The 25,111-nt window shown below is 69.4% G+C and carries 24 protein-coding genes and 1 tRNA gene; 11 read left to right on the top strand and 14 right to left on the bottom strand.

The annotated features are described in order from the left end of the window. Positions 1 to 20: 20 nt before the first annotated feature. From M8312_RS10640 to M8312_RS10630, 3 genes are read right to left on the bottom strand one after another with little or no spacing between them, the layout of a single operon-like run. A complete protein-coding gene (locus M8312_RS10640) occupies positions 21 to 1,658 on the bottom strand; it encodes a heparinase II/III family protein (protein WP_250117667.1) in 1,638 nt (545 codons plus the stop codon). Beyond that, complete coding sequence (gene rpe, locus M8312_RS10635) at positions 1,655 to 2,311, bottom strand: ribulose-phosphate 3-epimerase (protein WP_250117666.1); 657 nt, start codon at positions 2,309 to 2,311, stop codon at positions 1,655 to 1,657. The genes M8312_RS10640 and rpe overlap by 4 nt, the downstream gene beginning before the upstream one ends. A gap of 21 nt (positions 2,312 to 2,332) precedes the next feature. Continuing rightward, entirely contained in the window at positions 2,333 to 3,583 is a 1,251-nt protein-coding gene (locus tag M8312_RS10630) for an RsmB/NOP family class I SAM-dependent RNA methyltransferase (RefSeq protein WP_250117665.1), read from the bottom strand. Between the two features lie 17 nt (positions 3,584 to 3,600). Between M8312_RS10630 and M8312_RS10625 the strand changes: the two genes are divergently transcribed. Continuing rightward, positions 3,601 to 3,768: a DUF1674 domain-containing protein gene (locus M8312_RS10625; RefSeq protein WP_250117664.1), complete on the top strand. Its 168-nt coding sequence runs from the start codon at positions 3,601 to 3,603 to the stop codon at positions 3,766 to 3,768. A 9-nt stretch (positions 3,769 to 3,777) separates the two neighbouring features. Here the strand turns inward: M8312_RS10625 and M8312_RS10620 are convergent, their stop codons facing one another. Together M8312_RS10620 and tsaD are read right to left on the bottom strand one after the other, a co-directional pair. Further along, entirely contained in the window at positions 3,778 to 4,758 is a 981-nt protein-coding gene (locus M8312_RS10620) for an NAD(P)H-dependent glycerol-3-phosphate dehydrogenase (protein WP_250117663.1), read from the bottom strand. Beyond that, positions 4,755 to 5,786 carry a tRNA (adenosine(37)-N6)-threonylcarbamoyltransferase complex transferase subunit TsaD gene (tsaD, locus tag M8312_RS10615; RefSeq protein ID WP_250119771.1) on the bottom strand — a complete coding sequence of 344 codons (1,032 nt, stop codon included), beginning with the start codon at positions 5,784 to 5,786 and terminating at the stop codon, positions 4,755 to 4,757. Before tsaD ends, M8312_RS10620 begins: the two co-directional genes overlap by 4 nt. 52 nt (positions 5,787 to 5,838) lie before the next feature. Between tsaD and hemC the strand changes: the two genes are divergently transcribed. The 4 genes from hemC (at position 5,839) to bla (ending at position 9,321) form a co-directional block, all read left to right on the top strand. Next, positions 5,839 to 6,753: a hydroxymethylbilane synthase gene (hemC, locus tag M8312_RS10610; protein WP_250117662.1), complete on the top strand. Its 915-nt coding sequence runs from the start codon at positions 5,839 to 5,841 to the stop codon at positions 6,751 to 6,753. Further along, on the top strand, positions 6,753 to 7,415 hold the full coding sequence (locus tag M8312_RS10605; protein ID WP_250117661.1) for a uroporphyrinogen-III synthase: 663 nt from the start codon (positions 6,753 to 6,755) through the stop codon (positions 7,413 to 7,415). The genes hemC and M8312_RS10605 overlap by 1 nt, the downstream gene beginning before the upstream one ends. Further along, complete coding sequence (locus tag M8312_RS10600) at positions 7,412 to 8,215, top strand: hypothetical protein (RefSeq protein WP_250117660.1); 804 nt, start codon at positions 7,412 to 7,414, stop codon at positions 8,213 to 8,215. The genes M8312_RS10605 and M8312_RS10600 overlap by 4 nt, the downstream gene beginning before the upstream one ends. 62 nt (positions 8,216 to 8,277) lie before the next feature. Beyond that, positions 8,278 to 9,321 carry a class A beta-lactamase gene (gene bla, locus M8312_RS10595; RefSeq protein ID WP_250117659.1) on the top strand — a complete coding sequence of 348 codons (1,044 nt, stop codon included), beginning with the start codon at positions 8,278 to 8,280 and terminating at the stop codon, positions 9,319 to 9,321. Here bla and aceB read toward each other — a convergent pair. Genes aceB through aceA form a run of 3 tightly spaced genes read right to left on the bottom strand, consistent with a single transcriptional unit; the run spans position 9,318 to position 12,392 of the window. After that, positions 9,318 to 10,886, bottom strand: coding sequence for a malate synthase A (gene aceB / locus M8312_RS10590; protein WP_250117658.1), 1,569 nt, complete (start codon positions 10,884 to 10,886; stop codon positions 9,318 to 9,320). The genes bla and aceB overlap by 4 nt on opposite strands. Then, positions 10,883 to 11,086 (bottom strand): DUF4170 domain-containing protein, encoded by a 204-nt coding sequence (locus M8312_RS10585; RefSeq protein WP_250117657.1) that lies wholly within the window; start codon positions 11,084 to 11,086, stop codon positions 10,883 to 10,885. The genes aceB and M8312_RS10585 overlap by 4 nt, the downstream gene beginning before the upstream one ends. Before the next feature lie 25 nt (positions 11,087 to 11,111). Continuing rightward, positions 11,112 to 12,392 (bottom strand): isocitrate lyase, encoded by a 1,281-nt coding sequence (gene aceA, locus M8312_RS10580; RefSeq protein ID WP_250117656.1) that lies wholly within the window; start codon positions 12,390 to 12,392, stop codon positions 11,112 to 11,114. 130 nt (positions 12,393 to 12,522) lie between these two features. Here aceA and M8312_RS10575 point away from each other — a divergent pair, with 130 nt between their 5' ends. Genes M8312_RS10575 through pheT form a run of 3 tightly spaced genes read left to right on the top strand, consistent with a single transcriptional unit; the run spans position 12,523 to position 17,400 of the window. Beyond that, positions 12,523 to 13,932 carry a helix-turn-helix domain-containing protein gene (locus tag M8312_RS10575; RefSeq protein ID WP_250117655.1) on the top strand — a complete coding sequence of 470 codons (1,410 nt, stop codon included), beginning with the start codon at positions 12,523 to 12,525 and terminating at the stop codon, positions 13,930 to 13,932. Positions 13,933 to 13,966: 34 nt separating this feature from the next. Next, the gene (gene pheS, locus M8312_RS10570) at positions 13,967 to 15,031 is read left to right on the top strand and encodes a phenylalanine--tRNA ligase subunit alpha (protein ID WP_250117654.1); all 1,065 of its coding nucleotides are present in this window, start codon (positions 13,967 to 13,969) and stop codon (positions 15,029 to 15,031) included. After that, the gene (gene pheT, locus M8312_RS10565) at positions 15,028 to 17,400 is read left to right on the top strand and encodes a phenylalanine--tRNA ligase subunit beta (RefSeq protein WP_250117653.1); all 2,373 of its coding nucleotides are present in this window, start codon (positions 15,028 to 15,030) and stop codon (positions 17,398 to 17,400) included. The genes pheS and pheT overlap by 4 nt, the downstream gene beginning before the upstream one ends. On the opposite strand, the gene M8312_RS10560 is transcribed toward pheT, so the two are convergent. The 4 genes from M8312_RS10560 to ftsE are packed head-to-tail and all read right to left on the bottom strand — an operon-like array spanning position 17,362 to position 20,250. Then, on the bottom strand, positions 17,362 to 18,078 hold the full coding sequence (locus M8312_RS10560; RefSeq protein ID WP_250117652.1) for a lysophospholipid acyltransferase family protein: 717 nt from the start codon (positions 18,076 to 18,078) through the stop codon (positions 17,362 to 17,364). The genes pheT and M8312_RS10560 overlap by 39 nt on opposite strands. An 8-nt stretch (positions 18,079 to 18,086) precedes the next feature. Beyond that, on the bottom strand, positions 18,087 to 18,620 hold the full coding sequence (locus M8312_RS10555; RefSeq protein WP_250117651.1) for a YdcF family protein: 534 nt from the start codon (positions 18,618 to 18,620) through the stop codon (positions 18,087 to 18,089). Continuing rightward, entirely contained in the window at positions 18,617 to 19,486 is an 870-nt protein-coding gene (locus M8312_RS10550; RefSeq protein WP_250117650.1) for a cell division protein FtsX, read from the bottom strand. The genes M8312_RS10555 and M8312_RS10550 overlap by 4 nt, the downstream gene beginning before the upstream one ends. Before the next feature lie 2 nt (positions 19,487 to 19,488). Continuing rightward, complete coding sequence (gene ftsE, locus M8312_RS10545; protein WP_250117649.1) at positions 19,489 to 20,250, bottom strand: cell division ATP-binding protein FtsE; 762 nt, start codon at positions 20,248 to 20,250, stop codon at positions 19,489 to 19,491. 75 nt (positions 20,251 to 20,325) lie between these two features. Between ftsE and M8312_RS10540 the strand changes: the two genes are divergently transcribed. Beyond that, positions 20,326 to 21,375, top strand: a complete 1,050-nt coding sequence (locus tag M8312_RS10540; protein ID WP_250117648.1) for a zinc-ribbon domain-containing protein — start codon at positions 20,326 to 20,328, stop codon at positions 21,373 to 21,375. A 51-nt stretch (positions 21,376 to 21,426) separates the two neighbouring features. After that, a tRNA-Leu gene (locus tag M8312_RS10535) sits at positions 21,427 to 21,513 on the top strand. A gap of 45 nt (positions 21,514 to 21,558) precedes the next feature. On the opposite strand, the gene M8312_RS10530 is transcribed toward M8312_RS10535, so the two are convergent. After that, on the bottom strand, positions 21,559 to 23,103 hold the full coding sequence (locus tag M8312_RS10530) for a DUF3482 domain-containing protein (protein ID WP_250117647.1): 1,545 nt from the start codon (positions 23,101 to 23,103) through the stop codon (positions 21,559 to 21,561). After that, entirely contained in the window at positions 23,100 to 24,584 is a 1,485-nt protein-coding gene (locus M8312_RS10525) for a hypothetical protein (RefSeq protein ID WP_250117646.1), read from the bottom strand. Before M8312_RS10525 ends, M8312_RS10530 begins: the two co-directional genes overlap by 4 nt. Before the next feature lie 86 nt (positions 24,585 to 24,670). Between M8312_RS10525 and msrB the strand changes: the two genes are divergently transcribed. Further along, on the top strand, positions 24,671 to 25,081 hold the full coding sequence (gene msrB / locus M8312_RS10520; protein ID WP_250117645.1) for a peptide-methionine (R)-S-oxide reductase MsrB: 411 nt from the start codon (positions 24,671 to 24,673) through the stop codon (positions 25,079 to 25,081). Positions 25,082 to 25,111 lie beyond the last annotated feature (30 nt).

Raw genomic sequence — 25,111 nt, 5'->3', positions numbered from 1 at the left:
GGTCCTCGGTCAGTTCAAAGTCAGGATGAGCGGCGGAATTGCCAGCCAATGTCGACGCCCAGCGCCGAAACCTCGCCAGTGATCGCCAGCTGAAGGCAGGAGGCGAGGCGGCCCGTACCGTCCACCCACACGCTTTCCTCCACTTCCAGGCGGGCACCCTTGCAGCGGAAGTTCCACGGGGGCGCGCCGGGCGAGCGAAGGATCGCGCCCATCTGGTCAGCGGTGGCAACCGCTTCCACCCCGGGCGCGAGGTGGAAGCGCAGCGTATAGGACGCAGCGTCGCGGATCTTCTTGCGGCCTTTTGGCAGCAGCCGGTCGAGGCCGCGCACTTCCTTGCCGTCGTTCGCCAGCATGACGCCGCGGCTGTGGATCAGGCCAAAGCCGCGGACGTAGCCGTCGTGACTGGCCTCGAGGCGGGTGAACTCGTCATCGTCGCGGCGGTCGAGGGTGACGTCCCTAACGCCTGTGCCGAGGCTGCCGTCGGGGAGAATGGCGGTGGAGTTGGTGTCCGACAGGGTGAGCGTGCTGTGCGCGGCGGTGGTGCGCAGGGCCTGCGCCAGCTCAGCCGGAAGGCTGGTGGGCAGGAGGCCTGGCCCACCGCAGTTGACGACCAGCCGCTGCGGCCCGTCGCTCAGCTCCATGGCTAACGTCGAGGCCGAGCCGATCCGCGCCATCCGCGTAGGCGGCGGGGGTGCGGCATCGATCACGAGGATGGTGCCAAGCGCTGTCAGCCGGTGATAGCCCCAGCCGCGCGCCTGCCGAAGCGGACGGGCACGCAGGCCGCAGCCTTCGATCAGGGCCGCTATACGGGCGGTTTCGCCAGGGTTGCCGCCCTGCCAGCTGCCAAGCGCGCCATCGCCCATCGTGACCCCGTGCAGGGCCGCGAGCGCGGCCGTTGCGGCATTGTCTAGCGCGTCCGGCATCGCCTGCTTGGCGGCATGATAAGCCGCGTGCAGCAGGCCGAGCCGGTCGACCAGCAGCGCCTGCTCGGCGGGGGAGCGGGACACCAGCCCACCATCGTCGAACTGGCCGGTCGCAAGGGCGCGGGTCAGGCCGGCCTCGGCTCGGGCGACCCGGCTCGACTGCCCCTGGAGCAGCAGCGCGCCGGCGGTCAGGCCTGCCCAGGCCGTGATCCGGGGCAGGCCAGGTGGCGACTGGTCGGCGTTGACCGCCAGGTGGCGGGCACCGCGCGCCATCGTGTTGAGCAGGGCCGAACGATAGCCGGCGTCACTGCTCGACAGGAGGTAAGGGGCGTAGGCGGTCCAGAACAGCAACCTCTCGCCCCACAGCGGCGGCGTCCAGGCCGCGTCGACCTTGCCGCCATGCGCCACCAGCCAGCGGGCAGCGACCGCTTCGGCGAGGCGGGCACCCTTCTCACGGGAGGCAGCGGCCGACAGGTCACGAAGCCATGAAAAGCCCTGCAACTCCCGTGCAAGCGGCGACATGGTGCCAATCGCGGCAAAGTCGACGTCCGGCAGGGTGAGCATGTCGGTGCCGCGGATGAGCTTGCCGCCGAGCAACTGGTCACCGCGGGCGCGATCACCATGAACATGGTCTCGCGGGACCGCGGCAAGCCGCAGCGGCGGCTTGTTGCGGCCGAACAGCCGCCGCAGAACGGGCGGGCGGCCGAGCCGGTCGACTCCGCCCGCGCTGCTCACGCGGGGCCTCGAAGGGAAGCAATGTTGGCAGCGTACCGCTCCGGGCCGCCGGTGAAGGCCGCAGTTCCGGCGACCAGCGCCGTTGCGCCAGCGTCGATGCACTGGCGGGCCGTCGTGGGATCAACGCCGCCGTCGACCTCCAGCTCACAGGTGAGACCTTCCTTGGCGATGCGCTTGGCAATGGCCTCGATCTTCCGGAGCTGGCTTGAAATGAATTTCTGCCCGCCGAAGCCCGGATTGACGCTCATGACGAGGACAAGGTCGAGCTCGTCCAGCACATAATCCAGCATTTTGGCGGGAGTAGCGGGGTTGAGCGAGACGCCGGCCCGCTTGCCGAGGCCCTTGATGCGCTGAATGGTCCGGTGAAGGTGCGGCCCTGCTTCCGGGTGGACGGTGATGATGTCGGCGCCCGCGTCGGCGAAGGCGTCGAGGAACGGATCCACCGGCGAAATCATCAGGTGCACGTCGAACGGCTTGGCGCTGTGCGGGCGAAGCGCCTTAACCACCGCCGGCCCGATGGTGAGGTTGGGGACAAAATGCCCGTCCATCACATCGATGTGGATCCAGTCGGCCCCCGCCTCGTCGATCGCCCGAACCTCCTCGCCGAGGCGGGCAAAATCGGCGGACAGGATGGAGGGAGCGATGCGGACCATGGAGCCGATTAGACGTTGTCCCTAGCCGCGGACAAGCCGGGCGATGAAGAAGCCGTCCAATCCGCCTTCTTTCTCCAGCATTCCGGGCAAAACGCGCAACCAGCCGCGCTCGTGCGGGGCGATGCCGGACGGAAGTTCATCTGGACTGATCGGGTCAATGGCGAGGCCTGCGGGCGGAGCGGCGACGATCTCCTCTCCCTCGTCCAGCTCCAGCGAGCAGACCGCGTAGACCAATGTGCCGCCGGGCCGCAGCAGGCTGGCCGCATGGGCCAGCAGCTCAGCCTGACGCACGGCGCTGTCGGCAATGATGCGTGGCCCGGCGCGGTACAGCACCTCGGGGTGGCGGCGAAACGTGCCGGTCGCCGAACAAGGCGCGTCGAGCAGCACGGCGTCATAGTCGCCGCGGCCCCAGGCCATGGCTTCCGACGCCATTGTTTCGGCCTCAAGGCCGGTCCGGTGCAGATTCTCGGAAAGTCGTGCCAGACGACTTTCCGACCGATCGACGGCAGTGACATGGTGACCGCGTGACGCCAGCTGCATCGTCTTGCCGCCCGGGGCGGCACAGAGGTCGAGCACCGTGGCAGCATCGCGCGGGATCAGTCGTGCCGGCAGCGAAGCCGCCAGATCCTGCACCCACCAGCCGCCTTCACCGAAGCCGGGCAATAGCTGTACGGGCGCACCGCCGCTGAGGCGGACGTGGTTCGTCACCAGGCTGACCCCCTCATTATCCGCCGCGAACTCCTGGGCAGCCGCATCGTCGGCAAAGCTGAGATCGAGCGGCGGCCGCCGGACGATGGCGCGGCGCGCAGCCGCCACCACCTCGTCGCCCCACGCAGCGGTCCAGCGCTCTTCAACCGCCGCAGGGAGATGAGGAGCGTCGCTCGCCTCCAACCCGCGCCGCAACAGGGTGCCCAGGACACCGTGGACCAACCGCCTCGGTCCGCCGTCGACCAGCGGCAGCGCGGTGGCGACTAATGCGTGGTCGGGCACGTTCATCGCCAGTTTCTGGGCAAGGGCAAGGCGCAGCACCATGCGCGCCTTGGCGTCGTCGGCCAGCCGCAGGCGCGTCGCGCCGTCGATCAGGGCGTCCAGTTCGGGCAGGCGGCGCAGCGTCTCACCGGCGATGGCAAGGGCCAGGGCGCGATCGTCACCCGCCAGCCGCTGCGCGGCACTGTCGAGCGTCTGGCCACGGCGCAGCACCGCATCGAGCAGTTGCAGCGCCGCTCGCCGCTCACTTAGGCCTTCGGTCCCTCTTGGCGCGGCGCCACTCATCGCCCATCTGCCTTGTCATGAAGCGGCCCAAGCACCTCGACCCGCCCGCCTACCTCAGCAAGTCGCCGCCGGTTCCGGCGCCCGACCTGGCGGAGCCAGCCGGTCCGCCCGCCGGCGACAAGCCGCGCCCGGAGCCAACCCGTTATGGCGACTGGGAAAAGAACGGCATCGCCTGGGATTTCTGAGCCGGGCATCTACTGCGCCTCGGCCCGGGGCGGTCGACTGAGCAGGCTTTCGAGCACCGCATCGACGCTCGCGTGGCCGGCCAGCAGGGTCGCAACGGCCGCGACGATCGGCATGTCTATCCCGCGTTCCTGCGCCAGGCGGTGCAGCACGGGTGCGGTGAAGGCGCCCTCGGCGACCGTTCGTCGGTCGGTCAGCAGGTCCGCGGCGGGGCGACCTTGCCCCAGCCCGACACCGAGCGAATAATTGCGGCTGCTGGTGCTGGAACAGGTGAGGACGAGGTCACCAAGCCCGCACAGCCCGGCCAGCGTCTCGCGCCGGGCGCCTGCGGCCAGCCCGAACCGGGTCATTTCGGCAAAACCCCGTGCTATCAGCGCGGCGCGCGCGTTCTGGCCAAGGCCGCGCCCCTCCACCACGCCGCAAGCGATCGCGAGGACGTTCTTGATCGCTCCGCCGACTTCGGCGCCAGCGACGTCGTCGCTGAGGTAAAGGCGGAAGGCCGGCTGGGCGAGGCGAGCGCGCACCTGCTCGGCCAAGGGCTGGTCGGTGGCGGCGAGGGTCAAGGCGGTGGGCAGCCCGGCCGCGACCTCGTGCGCGAAGGTCGGTCCCGAAAGCACCATCACCTCTGCATGAGGGCACACTTCACGCGCAATGCTGTGGAGGAGCGAACCACTGCCTTCCTCAATCCCCTTGGCGCAGAGGATGAGTGGGCCGCGAATGGCGGGCGCCCCAGCAAGAACGGAGCGCATGTGCTGGGCCGGGGTGACCGCCAGCAACGCCTCGCAAGCCCCGAGCGCACCGATGTCGCTCGTCGCCCGAATGCTCTGGGCAAGGCGCAGGCCCGGAAGGAAGAGCTTGTTCTCGTGGTCGGAATTGACCGAAGTCACGACCTCGGCCTCGCGCGCCCACAACAGCACCGGCTCACCCTGCGCTGCTGCGACCTGCGCCAAGGCGGTCCCCCACGCGCCGCCGCCGATCACTCCGACCTTCATGCCTTCACTCCTGCGCCGCGTACCGCCTCGGCGGCCGGATCGAGCGGCCAGCGAGCGCGCGCCGGTGCGTCGAGTGGATCCACCAGGCCGGCCGCGAAACGCTCCGCCCCGGCCCAGGCGATCATCGCCGCATTGTCGGTGCAGAGCCAGCCGGGCGGACTGGAGAAGGCGCGGCCATGCTCGGCGGCGAGTTGCTGGAGCGCCGCGCGGATGGCTCCGTTCGCGGCAACACCGCCAGCCACGACCAGCGCGGGTGCATCGCTCGCCGCGAGCGCGCGGCGGGTACGATCGAGCAGGCAGTCCACCACCGCCTGCTGAAAACTGGCGGCGACGTCCGCCGGCGCATGAGTGCCGGCCGCAACCGCCCGCTGAACCGCGCTCTTGAGGCCAGCGAAGGAGAAATGCGGCTCGGGTGAGCCGACCAGCGGCCGGGGCAGCGGCACGGCGGTGGGGTCGCCGTCACGGGCCAGCGCCTCGATCGCGGGTCCGCCAGGGTAGGGCAGGCCGAGCAGCTTGGCGGCCTTGTCGAACGCTTCACCGGCCGCATCGTCGATGGTGGTCGCAAGGCGGCGATAGTCGCCGACCCCGCGAACCTCGAGGAGCTGGCAATGCCCGCCGCTGGCGAGCAGCAGCAGATAGGGAAAGCGCAGGTCGGGGTCGGTCAGCCGGGGGGACAGCGCATGGCCTTCGAGATGATTGACGGCCAACAGCGGCTTGCCAGCGGCCAACGCCAGCCCCTTGCCGGCGAGCAGGCCCACCATCACCCCGCCGATCAGTCCCGGCCCGGCGGTTGCGGCCACCGCGTCAAGCTGATGCGGGCTGACCCCGGCGTCCGCCAGTACCTGCGCGATGAGGCCGGGCAGCACCTCGACATGCGCGCGCGCCGCGATCTCCGGCACCACGCCGCCATAAGGCTGGTGCGCGCTGTTCTGACCGACCACCGCCTGCGCCAGGATGCGCCGGTCGCCGGTGACGAGTGCCGCCGCACTGTCGTCGCAGGAAGACTCAAGGCCAAGGATCAGGGTCATGGGTCGCGAAGCCCTTTGCCCCATGCCGGTCGGATGCACTAGGGGGCGGGTCATGCAGCGTCCCCTTGTCCTTGGTACCCGTGGTTCTCCCCTGGCGCTGGCGCAGGCCCATATGGTCGCGGCGGCGCTGGAAGCCGCGCATGGCTGGCCGGCCGACAGCGTCGAACTGCGCACGGTGAAGACCAGTGGCGACCGGATCCAGGACCGGCCGCTGGCGGAGGTCGGCGGCAAGTATCTGTGGACCAAGGAACTCGACCAATTTCTCCTCGGCGGGGAGACCGACCTGTCGGTGCACTCCATGAAGGATGTGGAGAGCGACCGGCCGGAGGCATTGCACATCGCGGCCATGCTCCCGCGGGCCGACGTCCGCGACCGGCTGATCGGGGCGGAGTCGCTGGATGAACTGGCTCAGGGCGCACGGGTGGGAACCTCTTCGCCGCGCCGCGCCGCCCAGTTGCTTCGGCGGCGGCCCGACCTGCAGATCGTTCCCCTGCGCGGCAATGTGGCGACCCGGCTGGGCAAGCTGGGGGTGGAGTGCGACGCGACGCTGCTGGCGGCAGCCGGGCTCGACCGGCTGGGCATCGATGAGGGCTCCCCCGTCGAGACGGACGTGATGCTGCCGGCACCGGCCCAGGCCGCGATCGGGATCGAGTGCCGGACCGACGATGCGCGGGTGCGGGAACTGCTCGCGCCGATCAATCATGGCGCCACCTGCGCCGCGGTTCATGCGGAGCGCGCCTTTGCCCGTGCGGTCGGCGGTTCCTGCCACTCGCCGGTGGCGGCGCTGGCCGTGGTCGGCGCGGACGGGCTGATCTGGCTTCGCGCGGAACTGCTGAGCACGGACGGCGCCGAACAGGAGGGCGGGGAAGTGCGGTTCGATCCCGTAAGCGATAGCGATGCGCCCGAAGCGCTGGCCCGCGACCTGCTTGAGCGGGCACCGCCTTCGATCCGAACCCTGTTCGCCTGATGCGGCTGGTCGTGCTGCGGCCGGAACCGGGTGCCTCCGCGACCGTGGGCCGAGCCGAAGCCGCCGGGCTGGAGGCCTTCGCCCGGCCCATGTTTCGGGTCGAGCCGCTGAACTGGACCGCGCCCGATCTCACGGAGTTCGATGGTGTGCTCGTGACCAGCGCCAATGCCGTCCGCCAGGCGGGGTGCCAGTTGGCGGCGCTTGCCGCGCTGCCGGCCTATGCGGTGGGGGAGGCCACAGCGGACGCGGCGCGGGCGGCAGGCCTGACGGTCGCGGCGACCGGAAGCGCGGGCGTCGCGGCGTTGCTGGCGGAGTTGCCGGCGAACTTGCGGCTTCTTCACCTGAGTGGACTCGAGCGGACCGAAGCCGAGCCGAGACAGCAGGTGACGGTGGTTCCGGTCTATCGCTCCGTCCCCGTCGAACCCGCACCAGACCTCGCCGCGCTCGCCCCTGCCGTGCTGCTCGTCCACTCGCCTGCGGCCGGGCGGCATCTCGGCGAGGTCCTGAAGGAGCGTTCCCGCTTCCACGTCGTCGCGATCAGCCCCGCGGCAGCAGCGGCTTGCGGCTCCGGCTGGGCGAGCATCAGCGCCGCACCGGAGCCGACGGACGCCGCGCTGCTTTCCCTCGCAGCGCGGCTGTGCCAACAATCGCCGCCGAAATGACCAGCATCGCTCCTCGTCGCGGTCCCGGCGTTGCCGCATGGCTGCTGATGATCCTCATTCTGCTGGCGCTTGGCGCTGCGGCGGCGATCTGGGGCCTGTCGCGGTGGGAAGGCGCCGCCCGCTTCTTCGGCGTAACGCCGGCGGCCACCGTGGCGACCACAGCCGCTCCGCAGGCCGCTCTGGCCCGACCCGTGCAGCCAGCCGCCACGTCCGTGTCTGCTCCGCCGGCGTCCACCGCCAATCCCGCGGAGGTGGCGGTGCTCGAAGCGCGCATCGCCCGGCTGGAAAATACCACCCAGCAGGTGGCCGGTTCGGCCGGCCGGGCCGACGGGCTGCTGGTGAGCTTCGCCGCCCGCCGTGCGATCGATCGCGGCGTGCCGCTCGGCTATCTCGAGGCGCTGCTGAGCGAGCGCTTCGGTGCGAGCAATCGCCAGGCGGTCGCGACCGTCATCACCGCCGGCCGCAATCCGGTGAGGCTCGACCAGCTTCAGACCCAGTTCGAAGCGCTGGGCCCGCAGCTCCAGGGCGGCGGTGAGGTCGGCTTCTGGGAAGCGACACGCCAGCAGCTCGGCTCGCTCATTTCCATCCACCGCGCGGACCGGCCGAGCGCAAGGCCTTCGGCCACCTATGCACGGGCGCTTGCACGACTCGAAGCCGGGCAGGTCGACCAGGCCCTGGCCGAGGCGAGGCGGCTGCCGGGCATCGGCGGCGCCGGGCCGTGGGTCGACCAGGCCCGCCGCTACATCGCGGCCCACCGTGCGCTTGACGAGATCGAGAGCGCGGCCCTGCTCAGCCGCTAGAGCGACTTGCTCCGGCGCGGCCGATTTGCGAGTCTCAGCCGGGCGAAGAGGGGTTCGGCGTCATGACGTCCTTGATCATCCGCATATCGGCGGCACTGCTGGCCCTGGCTCCGGCCAGCTGCGCGGCGGTCGCCCAGCCTGCGCGCTCGGCCGTTCCAGCGGCTCCGGCTGCGCTGTCCGGGCGCATTGCCGAGCTTGGCCGTAGCTTCAACGGGCGCGTGGGTATCGCCGTCCAGTCGGTCGATCGGGGCTGGCGCACCGGCTGGAAGGCGGACGAACTCTATCCCCAGCAAAGCGTCAGCAAGTTCATGGTGGCGCTGACGGTGATGGACCGGGTCGATCGCGGCCAGCTCAGCCTGGATGGGCCGGTCACCCTCACCCGCAGCGACCTGACGCTGTTCCACCAACCGATCGCCGACAAGATCCTGAGCGGCGGCGGCACCTACACCACCACGGTGCAGGCGCTGCTGATCCAGGCGATGACGCAGAGCGACAATACCGCCAACGACAAGCTGATGCGGCTGGCGGGCGGGCCGGACGCCGTGCGCGGCTTCATCGCCGGCCGCCAACTCGGCAACATCCGCTTCTACAATGGTGAGCGGGCGCTTCAGTCGCGCATCGCGGGCCTGACGTGGAGCAACAATTATTCGATCGGCGACGCCTTCTACAAGGCGCGCGACGCCCTTCCGCTCGCCCTTCGCCAGCGCTTGTTCGAGCGATACATCGACGATCCCTATGACGGCGCGGCGCCATCATCGCTGGTGAACACGCTGGCGCGGCTGAAGCGGGGGGAACTGCTGCAGCCGGCCTCGACCGCGCGGCTGCTGACCATCATGAGCAATACCGCCACCGGCAAGAACCGGCTGCGCGGCGGGCTCAAGCCGGGCTGGACCCTGGCCCACAAGACCGGGACGGGGCAGGAGCTTGGCGGCGTCCAGGCCGGCTACAACGACATCGGCGTGCTGACCGCCCCGGACGGCCGAAGCTATGCGGTGGCGGTGATGATCAAGCGCACGTCGACCCCGCTGATCGTCCGCATGAACCTGATGAACGACGTCGTGCGGGCGGTGATCGCCGCGCACGAAGCCACCGCCTTCACTCTCTAGTCGAGCAAATCATAAGCGGGGAGGGTCAGGAACTCCTCACAGTCGGGGTCGAGCACCATGGCGCGGAACAGGCCGGCCGCCTCGTCGAGGTGCGGCTGGTCAGTTATGGCGGCAAGCTCGTCCTCGAACAATTGCTCGAACAACGGCCGGTCGAAGGCGCGGCCATCGTCGAGCGGAGCCGTGTACTTCAACCACTGCCACAGCTGGGTCCGGCAGATTTCCGCCGTCGCGGCGTCTTCCATCAGATTGTAAAGCGGCACCGCGCCCCGGCCGGACAGCCAAGCCGCCATGTACTGGATGCCGACCCGGATGTTCTCGCGCGCACCGGCTTCCGTCCGGGGTCCGGTATGCAGCTCCAGCATCTCCTCGCGCCCGGGCACATGGCGCGGCCGCACGCCCAGCTGATTGGGGCCCGTCATCCGGGCGAAGGCCTCCAGCGCGACCGGGACCAGCGCCGGGTGGGCGACCCAGGTGCCGTCATGGCCGTTGCCCACCTCTCGCTCCTTGTCGGCGCGAACCTTGTCCATCGCTTGGCGGTTGGCCGCCTCATCGCCCTTGACCGGGATGAATGCCGACATGCCGCCCATCGCGAAGGCACCCCGCCGGTGGCAGGTGTCGATCAGGCGCAGCGAGTAGGCCGCGAGGAACGCCTTATCCATCGTCATCGCCGAGCGATCGGGCGTCAGCCGGTCCGGCCGGTCGCCCAGCCGCTTGATGGTCGAAAAGATGTAATCCCACCGGCCACAGTTGAGGCCGACGATATTCTCGCGCAGCGCGAACAGGATCTCGTCCATCTCGAAGGCGGCGGTGATCGTCTCGATCAGCACGGTCACCTTGATCGTCCCGCGGGGCAGGCGCAGCTTGGCCTCGGCGATGGCGAACACCTCGCTCCACAGCTCGGCCTCGAACCGGCTCTCGAGCTTGGGCAGGTAGAAATATGGGCCGGAGCCGGCAGCAAGAGCGGCGCGCGCGTTGTGCCAGAAATAGAGCCCGAAATCGAACAGCCCGCCACTGATCGGCTGGTCGTCGATGGTCAGGTGCCGCTCATCGAGGTGCCAGCCGCGTGGCCGCACCTTGAGCACGGCAACCTCGTCGTTCAGGCGATACTGCTTGCCGGTGCCCTCGTCGGTGAACCCGAGCCGCCCCTGCCAGCGGGCGCGCAGGTTGATCTGCCCCCGAAGCAGTTCGTCCCAGGTCGGCGCCGTGGCGTCCTCAAAGTCCGCCATGAACACTTTCGCGCCGCTGTTGAGCGCGTTGATGACCATCTTGGCGTTGGTCGGCCCGGTGATCTCCACCCGGCGGTCCTGGAGGTCGGCCGGAATCTCGCCGACCCGCCACTCACCCGCCCGAATGTCGGCCGTCGCCTCTGGAAAGTCCGGAAGCGCGCCGTCCCGGAACCGCGCCTGGCGGTCGCCGCGCGCGGCCAGCAGCGAACGCCGCCGCCCGTCGAACCGCTCGTGCAGCTCGGTCAGGAACTCCAGTGCGTCGGCGGTGAGGATCTCCTCGGCCCCGGGGACATTGGACGGTTCAACCGCGACCCGGGGCCGCTCAAGGACATCACTCACTGCAGCTTCAGCTCCGGTTCGACACAGATGGCGTAACGCTCGGTCGCCGCACAGCGGTCCCGGAACGTCAGGCGCTGCCATTCCATGCGCGCCTTCAGCTCGTTGGCAAAGGGCCCGCTGACCCTTTCGGTGCCGGGCTGGAGCGCCTGGAAATCACAATCCTGATATTCCCCCCCGATCACCCAGTAACGCTGTGCCATGATCCTGTACTCCTTGGCTGGCGGGTTATTCGGCCGCAACGAACTGCGCGGCTTCGGTGGATTCCTTGAGTGCGGTGGTCGAGGCCTGGCCGGCACTGACCGCGGTGGCGATCGCGTCGAAATAGCCGGTGCCGACCTCGCGCTGGTGACGCGTCGCGGTGTAACCGTCCTTTTCGGACGCAAACTCGGCCTGCTGGAGCTCGGAATAGGCCGCCATGCCGTGGTCGCGGTAATTCGACGACAGCTCGAACATGCCGTGGTTCAAGGCATGGAAGCCGGCCAGCGTGACGAACTGATACTTGTAGCCCATCGCACCCAGCTCGCGCTGGAACTTGGCGATGGTATCGGCGTCGAGCTTCGCCGCCCAGTTGAACGACGGGCTGCAGTTGTAGGCGAGCAGCTTGCCCGGATGCTCCCTGTGCACGGCTTCCGCGAACTTGCGGGCGTCCTCCAGGTCCGGGTGGCTTGTTTCCCACCACAGCAGGTCGGCGTGGGCGGCGAAGGCGAGTCCGCGGGCGATGCAATGGTCGAGGCCGCTGCCTTCGCGCAGGCGATAGAAGCCCTCCGGCGTCCGCTCACCGGTGATGAACTGGCGGTCGCGCTCGTCGACGTCGCTGGTGATGAGCTTGGCGCTTTCCGCGTCGGTGCGCGCGACGAGCACGGTCGGCACCCCGCAGATGTCGGCGGCGAGCCGCGCCGCATCGAGGTTGCGGATTGCCGCCTGGGTCGGGATCAGCACCTTGCCGCCGAGGTGGCCGCATTTCTTCTCGGACGCGAGCTGGTCCTCGAAGTGAACGCCGGCGGCGCCCGCCTCGATATAGGCTTTCATGATCTCGAAGCAGTTCAGCGGTCCGCCGAAGCCGGCCTCGGCATCGGCGACGATCGGCACGAACCAGTCGCGCTTGGCACCGCCCTCCAGATGCTCGATCTGGTCGGCGCGCTGGAGCGTGCGGTTGATCCGCTTGGCCAACTCCGGACCGGCATTGGCGGGATAGAGCGACTGGTCGGGGTACATGGCCCCGGCGGTGTTGGCGTCGGCGGCGACCTGCCAGCCGGACAGGTAGATGGCCTGAAGCCCCGCGCGGACCATCTGCATCGCCTGATTGCCGGTGACGGCGCCCAGCGCCCGAACTGGCTCTTCCTGGCCGTTGAGCAGTTCCCACAGCTTGAGCGCGCCGCGCCGGGCGAGCGTGTGGTCGATCGGCACCGAGCCACGCAGCCGCTTCACGTCCTCCGCACTGTAGGGCCGCTCGATTCCGTCGAAACGGCCGGGCGGAGCGGAAACAACTTCACTGAAATCGGCCATGCGAATCACCCCTGAAGGAACTGGTTACAGGGACATTGGAACGCAGGTTGGCGGACAAGTTGCCGTTGAGAAGTGCTAAGCTGCCAACATTAGACTTGTGCTCGTTGTAAAAAGTTGACAGCTTCTCAGCATGGTTCAGCGCAAGCTCTTCCTTGGCGCCCGCCTCAAACGGCTGCGGCGCGAGCGCGGCCTCCAGCAGGGGGCGATGGCGGCCGAGCTTGGGATCAGCCCAAGCTATCTGAACCATCTCGAGCGCAACCAGCGCCCCGTGACGGCGGGCATCCTGCTCAAGCTGGCCGACGCCTACGACATCGACATCCGCGCCTTTGCCAGCGAGGGCGGCGAGCATGGCGGCGCCGACCAGCTGGCGGAGGTCTTCACCGACGGCATGTTTCAGGATCTGGGCGTCAGCCGGCAGGAAATCCTAGAGACGGCCGACAATGCGCCCGCCCTGGCCGAAGCGGTGACCCGGCTCTACACCGCTTTCCGCGAGCTTCAGCGCCACCCGGTGGGCGCGGACACCGAAGGTGACGAGCGCAGCTACATCACGCCCGAGACTTGGGTTCGCGACTTCATCCAGTCGAGCCGCAATCACTTTCCCGACCTGGAAGACGGCGCCGAGACGCTGGGCGGCGCGCTGGGCGATCCGCTGTCGGTGGCCGAGCCGCTGCGCCGGCGCCTCAAGGAAGCCTATGGCGTGGACGTGCGGGTCGCCAGCCCCGAGGAAATGGAAGGCGCCAGCCAGGTCTACGATCCGCAACGGCGGCTGCTGTTGCTCTCGTCGCTGCTTCGCCCCGAGAACAAGACCTTTGGCATCGCCTACCAGCTGAGCCTGCTGGAGCTGCACCCGATCATCGCCCGCCTGATCGAAGCGGCGCGGCCACCGGACGCCGGGACCCGCCACCTGCTCCACGTCAGCCTCGCCAATTACGCGGCCGGGGCGATCATGATGCCCTACGGCAAGTTCCTGACGGCAGCGGAGCGGTACCGTTATTCGATCGACCGGCTGTGCGCGGAGTTCGGCGCCAATGTCGAGCAGGTCGCCCACCGCCTGACCACCATGAATCGGCAGGGCGCACGCGGGGTGCCCTTCTTCATGCTGCGGATCGACCCGGCCGGGAATGTGTCCAAGCGCTACGCCGGCGAGAAATTCCCATTCTCGCGCTTCGGCGGCACCTGCCCCCGCTGGAACCTGCACGCGGCCTTCCAAGCGGCGGGACAGGTCGTGACCCAGCTGATCGAGACTCCCGACGGGCATCGTTATTTCACCGTGGCTCGGACCATCGAGCGGCCGATCAAGACCGAATTGTCCGGCGGACTGCTGGCAATAGGGCTGGGCTGCGACATCGAGCATGCGCACCGGCTGCACTGCGCCGAGGGCATCGACCTGGAGCGTGCGCCGGTCACTCCGGTGGGACCCTCCTGCGGCATCTGCCCCCGCATGGACTGCGCGTACCGCGCCACTCCGCCAGCCGGTCGGACGCTGGCCGTGCACGAATTCCGCAAGACCGTGTCGCCCTTCCCCTTCGTGGGTGCGTGACGTCGGCGGACACCGACGCTACAGCCCGGCCAAGATGACTGATCTCGACAACACATTGGCGCGGATTGCCGCCGCGTCGAACCTGCAGGCGCTCGATTCCGAGCGGGTGAGCGCGCTTGGCAAGAGCGGCTGGGTGACGGCCCTCCTGAAGACGCTGGGCAGCCTCAGCCCCGAGGAGCGCCAGACCCGCGGGCCTGAGATCCAGGGCATGCGCGGCGCCGTCGCCGACGCCATCGCCGCGCGCAGGGAAGCGCTCGAAGCTGAAGAGCTCAGCCGGAAGCTGGCGACCGAGCGCGTCGACCTGTCCCTCCCCGCGCCGGAGCGGCCGGTGGGCACCGTCCATCCGGTCAGCCAGGTGATGGAGGAACTGGCCGAGATCTTCGCCGACCTCGGCTTCGCGGTCGCCGAGGGGCCAGAAATCGAGAGCGACTGGTACAACTTCACCGCCCTCAACATGCCGGAGCATCACCCCGCCCGGGCGATGCACGACACCTTCTATTGCGAGCCGCGCGGCGACGAGCCCGCGCGCGTTCTGCGCACCCACACCTCTCCGGTGCAGATCCGGGCGATGGAGAAGCATGGCGCCCCGCTCCGGGTGATCGCGCCGGGGCGGGTCTACCGGTCCGACAGCGACGCCACGCACACGCCCATGTTCCACCAGATCGAGGGCATCGTCATCGACCGCGCGATCCACATGGGTCACCTCAAGTGGACGCTGGAGACTTTCCTCAAGGCCTTCTTCGAGCGGGACGACATCGTACTGCGCATGCGGCCGAGCTACTTCCCCTTCACCGAGCCATCGGCCGAGGTCGACGTCGGCTACAGCCATGAAAAGGGCCGCCGCGTCGTGGGTGGTTCGGAAGGCTGGATGGAGGTGCTGGGCAGCGGCATGGTCCACCCGCGGGTGATCGCGGCCGCGGGCCTCGACCCCGACGAATGGCAGGGCTTCGCCTTCGGCACCGGTGTCGACCGTTTGGCCATGCTCAAATATGGCATGGACGACCTGCGCGCCTTCTTTGACGGCGATATCCGCTGGCTCAAGCATTACGGTTTCAGCGCGCTCGCCGTGCCCACCCTGGCGCAGGGAGTGGGCGCATGAAGTTCACCCTGTCGTGGCTGCGCGACCACCTCGAGACCGACGCCTCGGTCGATGAGATCGCCGAAACCCTGACCCGCATCGGTCTTGAGGTCGAGGAGGTCACCAACCCGGCCGAGAAGCTCGCGCCGTTCCGGGTGGCGGAAGTCCTGACCGCCGAGCGTCACCCCCAGGCTGACAAGCTGCAGGTACTGAGCGTCGATGCCGGCAACGGCCCCATGCAGGTCGTGTGCGGCGCGCCCAATGCCCGTGCCGGCATGAAAGGCGTGTTCGGCCCGCCCGGCGCCTATGTCCCCGGCAGCGACATCACCCTCAAGGTGGCGGCGATCCGCGGGGTCGAGAGCCGCGGCATGATGTGCTCGGTCCGCGAGTTGCAGATCGGCGACGAGCATGACGGCATTATCGAGCTTCCGGCCGACGCACCGGTCGGCGCGGCCTTTGCGGCCTATGCCGGGCTGGACGACCCGCTGTTCGACGTCGCGCTGACTCCCAACCGGCCGGACTGCCTGGGCGTCCGCGGCATTGCCCGCGACCTGGCGGCGGTCGGGCTCGGCACGCTCAAGGACCTGCCTGTATCGGCGATCGCTGTCAGCGGCGCCAACCCGATTGCCATCCACGTGGAGGACTGCAGCGGCTGCCACGCGTTCGCCGGCCGGCTGATCCGCGGCGTCCGCAATGGGCCTTCCCCCGAGTGGCTGCGCAAGCGCCTGACCGCCGTCGGCCTCCGTCCGATCTCCGCGCTGGTCGACGTGACCAACTTCTTCTCACTCGACCGCGCCCGCCCCCTGCACGTCTATGACGCGGCCAAGCTGCAGGGCGGCATCGTCGCGCGGCGTGGCCGTGAGGGCGAGCGCTTCACGGCGCTCAACGACAAGGAATATGCGGTCACAGCGGAGGATTGCGTGATCGCCGACGAGGCGGCGGTGCTCGGCCTCGGCGGCGTGATGGGCGGCGAGTTAACCGGTGTGAGCGAAGGCACCACCAACGTCCTGCTGGAATGCGCCTGGTTCGATCCGGTCAGCATCGCGCAGACCGGCCGCCGGCATCAGCTCAACTCCGACGCGCGCGCCCGGTTCGAGCGCGGGGTCGACCCGACCAACCTCGTCGAGATGACCGACGCCGCGACCGCGGTGATCCTCGAGCTGTGCGGCGGCGAGGCGTCCGACGTGACGCTGGCCACCGCCGGCGACTGGAACACGATCACCGCGCCCCGCACCGTCAATTTTCGTCCGGAGCGCACGGCCGGGCTGGCCGGCGTGGACCTCCCGGCCAGGGAGCAACACGCGATCCTCGAACGGCTTGGATTCAAGGTCACCGGTAGCGGCGTAATCCCGCCCGGCTGGCGCCCCGACGTGGACGGCGAGGCCGATCTGGTCGAGGAAGTCGCCCGCATCAACGGCTTCGACAAGATTCCCGCCACCGCCCTGCCGCGGCGCGAAGGCGTTGCCCTGCCCACCGCGACGGCGGCCCAGCGGCTCGAGCGGCGGGTTCGACGGGCCGCCGCCGCGCGCGGGCTCGACGAGGCGGTAACGTGGAGCTTCATCGGTGAGGCCGAAGCCGCGCCCTTCACCGACGGGATCGAACCGTGGGTCGTCGCGAATCCGATCAGCGAAGAGCTGAAGGTGATGCGCCCCTCCCTGCTGCCGGGGCTCATCGCCGCGGCCAAGCGCAACCTCGATCGCGGCGCCGCCAGCGTCCGGCTGTTCGAAGTCGGCCGGCGCTATCGCGAAGACGGCGAGAAGCCCACGCTTGGCCTCCTCCTTGCTGGCGACGCGAGCCCGCGCGGCTGGCAGGGCGGCAAGGCGGCGCCATTTGGCCCGTTCGATGCCAAGGCCGAAGTGCTGGCCCTGCTGGAGGCGGCGGGCGCGCCGGTCGCCAACCTGATGGTCTTCCCCGACGCCGGACCGACCTGGCATCCCGGCCGCTCGGCAACGCTGCGGCTAGGCCCGAAGACGGTGATCGCCGCCTTTGGTGAGCTGCATCCGGCGCTGGCCCGCCAGTTCGACGTGCCGGCCGCCACGCAGGCGGCTGAGCTCTACCTCGATGCCATTCCGGCGGCGCGCAGCAGCAGCCGGACCCGCCCGGCCTTCACGCCGCCAGCCCTGCAGGCGGTGACCCGCGACTTCGCGTTCCTGGTTCCCGGGGGCGTGACCGCCGACGCCCTGGTGCGGGCGATCCGCGGCGCCGGCAAGGCGCTGATCGCCAGTGCCCGTGTATTCGACCGCTACCAGCCGGACGGCGGTGAGCTGAGCCTCGCGGTGGAAGTGGTCCTGCAGCCGACCGACAAGACGCTGACCGAGGAAGAGATCGCGGCGGTGAGCGCCCGGATCGTGTCAGCGGCCGGGAAGCTCGGCGCCCGCCTGCGCGGCTAGCTCGAAGGCGTTCAGCGCGGCGTGGACGCGGGCCTCGATCTCGTCGCGCTTGAGACCGGCGGGAATGGTCTCGCCGATGCGAATGTGGATGGTCCCGGGCCGCTTGAGCAGGCCCTTGGTCCACAGCCGACCGCTGTCCAGCGCCACCGGCACCACCGGCATGCCCAGCGCTCGGTATAGGCCCGCGAAGCCCGAGCGCAGCGGCGGGGTGGTGCCGGGCGTGACCCGCGTTCCCTCGGGGAAGATCACCACGGGGCGTCCGTCGGCCTTGGCCTTCCTGCCGAGCGCCATCATCTCCCGCAGCGCACTCGCCCCCGCCTCGCGGTCGACCCCGATGACCCCGAACGCCTTCATCACCCAGCCGAGCAGCGGGGTGTCGACATATTGGCGCTTCATCACCACCACGGGCGTGTCGGCGAGCCGCAGCGACTCGATCGTCTCCACCATCGCCTGGTGCTTGATGGCGATGAGCAGCGGCCCGGGCGGGACCTCGCCCTCGATCTCCCAGCGAATGCCGAGCAGATCATGGACGAGGTTGTGGTGGAAATTCGCCCAGCCGCGCACCACCGTCTGCAGCGCCCGCTCGCTGAACGCGGCCACGATCAGGCTGGCGATGCAGTAGAGCACCGTCGCGGGATAGAAGATCAGGAAATAGAGGGCGGAACGAAGATACTGCATGGCGCGCCTTACATGTCGAGCCACACCGCCGCCCGGCGGAGGACATATTTATTGTACTCGCCGAACAGGGTGAGGAACCGCGGCCTGGTCGGCACCGCGTCGGTCAGCAGGGAATAGCGCGGTCCCAAGTGATGGCGGAACTCATAGGCGGCGCGCCGCATGTGCCAGTCGCTGGTCACCAGCCGCAGCGAGGTGAAGCCGTTCTTGCTGAGCCAGCGCCCCGCCTCCTCGGCGTTGGAGCGGGTGTCCACGCTTTCCGAGCCCAGATCGACGCAGCAGCGCAGCACCTTGCTCGTCCCGGGGCCGAGCCGCTTCTGCAGGTCGGCCCTCGACACGCTGGGATCGGCGCCGGCGATCAGCATGCGCCTGGCCCGTCCTTCCCGCATCAGCGCGACGCCGCGCTCGATCCGGTTGGGGCCGCCGGTCAGGACCACGATCGCCTGCGTCACGTCCGCTCCGGCCGGCTGGCCCAATGTGACGCTGAACAGCGCGAAGCCCAGCGCGTAGAGGAGCAGGAGGATGGCGGCGAGGCGCAGGATCATAGCGTTGCCCGCAATGCCCGGTTTATCGTCGCCCGCGCAACCAACCGCGCCAGCAGCGCCCCGGCGAAGGGAAGGATGGCGAGCACCACCAGGTCGATCGGGCGGAGAGCTGGGCCATCGGCGGCAATGGCGAGGAAGGCGCCGCTGGTCGTCAGCGTCAGAAAGATCAGCAACAGGCCCGCGATCGTCCCGATCACCCCGCCGATCAGCGCCTCGCGCGTCATGCGCCGCTGGAACAGGGCGGCGAGCTGGCGATCGGTGGCGCCAATGCCATGCAGCACCTCGATCGTGCCGCGATGCGCTTCATAGGCGCTGCGCGTCGCCAGCATCACCGCCGCCGCGCTTGCCGCCGCCATCATCAGCACCAGTGCCAGGGCGATGGCCTGGAGCAGCCGAAGATTGGCCAGCAGCGGGCCGAGCTGATCGGAAAAGGACTGCAGCCGGGCGGTGGGCGCGGCTTGCGCAAGTGCGTGGCGCAGCGGTGCGGGCGACGCACCGGGCGCAAGGGTCACGTCGATCAGGCCGGGCAGCGGCAGGTCCGGGCTTTGCGCCAGCTCGGGGCCAAGCCACTGGCCCACCAGGTCGCGGACCCGCGCTTCGGGCAGTGCGCTGACCGCGGCGACGCCGGGCGCCTGGCCAAGCCGCTTCGCCAGCGGTGCGGCGGTCCGCGCCCCGCCAGGAAGCTGGACCGACCAGCGCTGCTCCGCCCCCGCCGCCACCAACCGGGCGGCGTTGGCGAGCGTCAGGCCGGCGGCGCCGACCAGCACGGTCACGAACATCAGCACGCCGATGAGCCATGGGGCCAGCCGCGGCCCGCGATCGGGCAGCAACAGTTGGTCGCCAAGCAGGGGATCCGGTCGCGTCATCTTCATGAAAGGCTCGGCCGCTGCGGCGGATGCTTGAGCGCGCCGGTCGGATCCACCAGCCGCCCGCCCTCCAGCCGCATCATCTGCGCGCCCTTGGTTGCGGCGATCAGGGACAGGTCGTGGGTCGCGACCAGCACGGTGGTGCCAAGCCGGTTGAGGCTCTCGAACAGGTGCAGCAGGCGCTTGGCCATGTCCGCGTCGACGTTGCCGGTCGGCTCGTCCGCGACCAGCAGTTCGGGATGGGCGACCACGGCCCGTGCGATGGCCACCCGCTGCTGCTCCCCGCCAGACAGGGTAGGCGGCGGCGCAGCCGCGCGGTCCGCCAGGCCGACCCAGTCGAGCAGTTCGCGAACGCTGGTGCTGACCTCGGACTCGGGCCGACCGGCGATGCGCAGCGGAAGCGCGACATTGTCGAAGGCCGACAGGTGGCGGACCAGCCGGAAGTCCTGGAACACCACCCCGATCCGCCGCCGAAACGCGGGCATCGCCTCACGCGGGGCGTCGCTCAATTCCTCGCCGAACAGGCGGATCCGACCGCGGGTCGGCGCCTGGGCGAGGTAGAGCAGCTTCATCAGCGAGGTCTTGCCGGCGCCGGACGGCCCCGTGAGGTAGGTGAATCCCCCGCGATTCAGCCGGAAGTCCATGTCCTTGAGGACCTCGGCGCCGGTGCCGTAGCGCAGGCCGACGCTGTCGAACTCGACAATGGCGTGCCCGCCGCTCACTCCCTGGTCACCCCCCGTATACGCGCGCCGATTCTCTTGCATGGCGCCGCTGCCTTGCCAATGCCGCCGCTGTGCGGTTTACGTGAAGGCAACCATCAGGGGCAAAGGGCTTATACAATGATCCTCACCTGTCCGGCTTGCGGGACACGCTATACGGTGAAGGACGGCGCCGTTCCGCCGGGTGGGCGCCAGGTCCGCTGCGCCAACTGCAAGCATAGCTGGCATCAGGATCCGGAAACGGACTCCGGCGACGAAGGCGCCATCGCGCCCGCAGCCGCCGAACCGACCGCCACCGATTATCCCTCGCCAGAGGCGAACACGCATCCGGCGGGTGAGGAAAGCGGCAAGCCGGCGGAAGCGGCTTTGTCCGACCATGCCCATCCGGACGTCGCGGACCAAGGCGCTTACGCTGATGATCCGGACTCATCGCCATTGCCGGACCCTCAGCCTAGGGCGGCCGAAAGCGGTTGGGTGGCAGCGGCGCGGGCCGAACCGGCTGAACCCGCTGAACCCGCCGAGCAGGACGCGCACGAGGAGCATGGCGAGCACGAGCACGAACGCGAGCCGCTGCCGTACCTGGTCGCGCATGACCCGGGGCTCGCGACGCCTGCGCTGCCGGCCGGCGAGGAGATGGGCTGGGTTGCGCCGGGCGCGGCCGAGCCCGCCGACGCCGACTTCGCCGCCTACGACCGCGGTGACGAGGACATCGGCGGCGGCCGGGGCAAGGGCTTGATCGGCCTGCTTGTGGCCCTCGTGCTGATCGTTCTCGCGGTGCTCGCCTTCTGGTTCCTCGCGCCGAACAGCTTCAAGGAACGGCTCGGCCTGGCGCAGGTCAGCGACACCCAGCTCAAGGTCCAGGTCGACCAGCAAAGCCGCCGCACCCTCGCCAGCGGGCAGCAGGTGCTGGAGGTGAGCGGGAAGGTGATCAACCCCACCGACCAGACCCAACCCGTCCCGCCGCTGCAGGCGCAGTTGCGGAGCCTGGACCAGCAGGTGGTCTATCGCTGGACAATTCCGCCGCCCGCGCCCTCGCTCCAGCCGGGCACCAGCGCGAGCTTCAACAGCGCGGAGCTGAACATCCCGCCGTCAGCGGCGTGCCTTGACGTTTCGCTCGACAAGCAGCGTCCTTCCAACGGTCCCTGCCGCGCCGCCGGCAAGGAGGGCTGACACGGTTGCGTGGGGTGCGGACCGCTGCTAGGGCCGCGCCGCCAAGAACATGCGGTCGTGGCGGAATTGGTAGACGCGCAACGTTGAGGTCGTTGTGTCCGAAAGGACGTGGAAGTTCGAGTCTTCTCGACCGCACCATCAAATCGGTAAGCTGACCTGCCGCGGGCAGGTCAGCTGGTTTGCTCACGACAACTGATGTCGCGCAGGCGTTGACGCGCCACTCTCTTCAGCCCCGATCATCGTTGCCGCACCCGCGGCCGTAAGCCGCTCCTCATTGCGGAAGATCGCCTCGGCCTCGGGATATAATCCGAGGAGCAGCCGGCGCGCTGTTCGCGCCAGCACCGCCTCAAGCGCGTGCTCGACTGCCGCCTCGCCTTCCTTCCGCTTGCCGATCGCGGCATTGATCGCGCCGCGCTCCGGCTCGAGTGCACGATCGACGGCCTCACTCCAGTGCGCGGGATGCTCGCCCTCTTCCCACTGCCCCCGGCCCCGGCCGAAGTGCGCCACCGCCAGGTAGCGCAGCAGCGCGGCGCGGATCAGGCCCGCGAGGAACTCGTCGGACCAGCGAACAGCGTTCGCATCCGAGCCACCGGCCACGGTCATGTTGTAGCCGCGCGCCGCTGTCTTCGCACCGAAAGCGCCGAGTACCGAGCCGATGAACATGCCGCCGCCCAGCGTAAGTCCGCCAACCGCGAGGTCGGCGGCAAGCCCGCCGGCAGCACCTGAAACCAACCCGCCAAGCACTGTGGCAACACCCTCGCGCGCGGGGGCGGTCTCGCGGAAATCGTCGCGCATCCGCTTCAGCACCTCACCGGCGGCGCGACCCGCCAGGCCATGCAGGGCGATCAGTTCGTCGGTCGAGCGGCGGATCAGCACGTCGAGGCGCTCGGCCAGCTTGCCCATCGCGCGCTCCCCCTGCGGCGAGCTGTCACCAGCGACCGGATGCATGATCGCGCCGCGCAAGCGGTCCGTGAGCTTGCGCTCCCCGATTTCTTCCCGGTCGGTCACGGCCGAAGCGAGTTGCGCAGCCAGCACCTGCATCGAAGCATGGAAGCGCTGCAAATTACGCGCGGCCCAGGCCCCGGCGATCGTTGCCAAAGGCCCCTGCTGCTCGGCGGGAAGCAAGGGCGCCACGCTGTCCAGCAGCTCTCCCTCCTGGACCCAGCAGCGGGCAAAGGCGTCCAGCGTCACCACACCACGCACCAAGGGCCGTTCAGCGACGGTCTGGCGCCAGCGTTCCTCTTCCGTGCGGCTTTGCTCGGATGGCGCGCCGACCTGGTTGAGCAGCAGCAGGATGGGTTTGCCGATCCACTCCAGAACCTCCATTTCCAGCGGGATGTAGGTAGCGGCCGCCGGGTCCTCGGCAGCGTTCACCAGGTAAAGGATGACATCGGCCTCATCCCGCGCATTGCGGATGGCCTGCTGGCTCGACCACAGGGGACGGTCGCGCCAACGATCCCACACCTGGGTCAGGAACCAACCGATAGGATTGCCGGCCTGGCGCAGCCGGCCGACTAGCCGGGCGGTGTCGCCAAAGCCGGGCGTGTCCCACAGCATCAGCGTATCGCCGCCGGCCTGAAGGAGGACGTAGCCGGTCGCCGCCTCCGTTACATGCGCGGCGTCGCGGACCTCGCCGACGTCCTGGCCGAGGAGGGTCCGTACGAGCGTCGTCTTCCCCGCATTGGTGTGGCTGACGAGGCTAAGATTGATGATCCGCTCGGCGTTCATGCCGGCACCGGGGTCCGCAACAAAGCGCGCTCGAGCAGCCGGGCGCCGACCTCCTCTTCGCCGAGTTCCAGCGAGAGGATGACGGGATCGAGGCCGGTGCTTCCCGCCAGAACCTGCCGCCAGGCCGTCGCGCGTTCCTCCAGGCGGCGCTGGCCTGAGCCTTGACCGCGCAACCGCTCACGAAGGCCGCTGTCGTCGACCAGCAGGGTTAGCCCGGCTCCGCCGCCGCGCAGCGCCGCCGCGGCCTCGCGCGCGAAGGCACCGTGGTTTTCCTCCTCCGGAGTGGAGGACAGGCTGAACAGCAGCACCAGCTGGTCCGCCGCCGTCAAACGGGCGCGATTGGCGGCGAGCCAATCCTCTTCGGCGCCGTAGGGCACCGGCTGATCCACCACGACCCGCATATTCTCGCCCAGCGCCTGGCCGAGCAGCCGTTCGAGCCGCTCTCGCGCCGCCGGAGAGGGAGTGGTCGCATAAGGCACGACCAGCGCTTCTCCCGCGCGGCCAAGCGCGCTGCGGAGTAGGGTACGGACATAGAAATCCTCTTCGCCCGGAACGCTCATCCGCCGCGCCAGCGCCGCTGCGCGAACCGCGCTCCAGCCGGCCAGCACCAGTCTCGGGCCGATCACGAACAGGGTCGCGGTGGTGGCCCACAGCAACAGCCAGTCCCCGGCATTCTCGGCCCCGCCGCGCAGGGCGCGCAGCCGTTCGGGCGTCGGCAGCGGAATGCCGGTCACCCAGGAGGCGGGAGCGAACAACACCGAGAGGAAGGCGCTGATCTCGTTTTCCGCGCCGCTCCACGTGCCGGACCACCCCGCGCGATACTCGGCCGTATAGCGCGCACGGATCAGCATTCCGCCGATGATACCCAGAGCGAACAGCGCCGCGCCGAGGTGGAAGGTCCGCTTGGCCCGGGCATCGGTCAGCGGCCCGGCCGTGACCGCCCAATCACGGGCGAAGCGCGCCATTCCGCGTTCCAGGCTGGGCTGTGAGGACAGGCGCGGCGCGAAGGGCCGCCCGAGCTTCTCCAGAGTCGCGAGCAGCGGGTGTCCGCCGCGACGGTGTCGAACGCTTTCCACCAGCAGCCAGCCGTAGACGAAGGCGTTCCACGCCAGCATGCCGAGCAGCGGAAAGGCGAGGATGTTGAGCTTCTCTCCGTCGAGCTCATGGCTGAGGAAGCCGACAGCCAGCGCCGCCAGCGGCACCGCCCAGTTGAGCCAGCGTGGCCACCGCGACAGCGAATAGGCGCGCCGCAGCGCGGGAAAGCGTGGCAGCAATCGTTCCAGCGCCACCGCCGAGCGCCGCTCGAGGAAGCGCCCGGTGCCCTTGCCGACCTTGTCCGGCGCGCCGTCACGAAGCCCGGCCGCGGTGGCGAACTGCCGGTCCTCCCGGGTCAGGACGGCGCCGTCGCGATCCTCGCTCTCGATCGCGCGAACCAGCATGAGGTCGCGCGCGTTTTCCTCTGGCAGGCGGATGGTGCTCACGCTTGCTGCAACGAGGGACAAGCCCGGAGGATGCAGTTGCCGCGCCCCTGGCCGCTTCCCACATAGGCGCCCGAAAGGAATTCAGCATGACCGACATGCCCAAGACCGAGCAGGAATGGCGCGAGAAGCTTGGCCCGGACCGCTATCGGATTCTCCGCCAGCACGGGACCGAAGCGCCCTGGACCGGCGAACTGCTGGGAAACAAGGAACAGGGGCAATATGTCTGCGCCGGCTGCGGCGAGCCGCTGTTCGCCAGCGACACCAAATATGAGAGCGGCTCGGGCTGGCCGAGCTTCACCGCTCCGGCGGCGGCCGACGCCGTCAAGGAGATCACCGACACCAGCCACGGCATGACCCGGGTCGAGGTGCGCTGCGCCAAGTGCGAGGGCCACCTTGGTCACGTCTTCCCCGACGGACCGGGACCCGAGGGCCTGCGCTACTGCATCAACTCGGCCAGCCTCGACTTCGCGGGCAAGAAAGACGCCGCGTCCGAGTGACGCTTGCCGCCGGGGTGGGCAGCCCCTAAG

The organism is Sphingomonas sp. KRR8, from assembly GCF_023559245.1.
Taxonomy (GTDB): Bacteria; Pseudomonadota; Alphaproteobacteria; order Sphingomonadales; family Sphingomonadaceae; genus Sphingomicrobium.
Note: the sequence above shows the minus strand (reverse complement) of the source record. Positions and strands in the feature narration are given on the sequence as shown.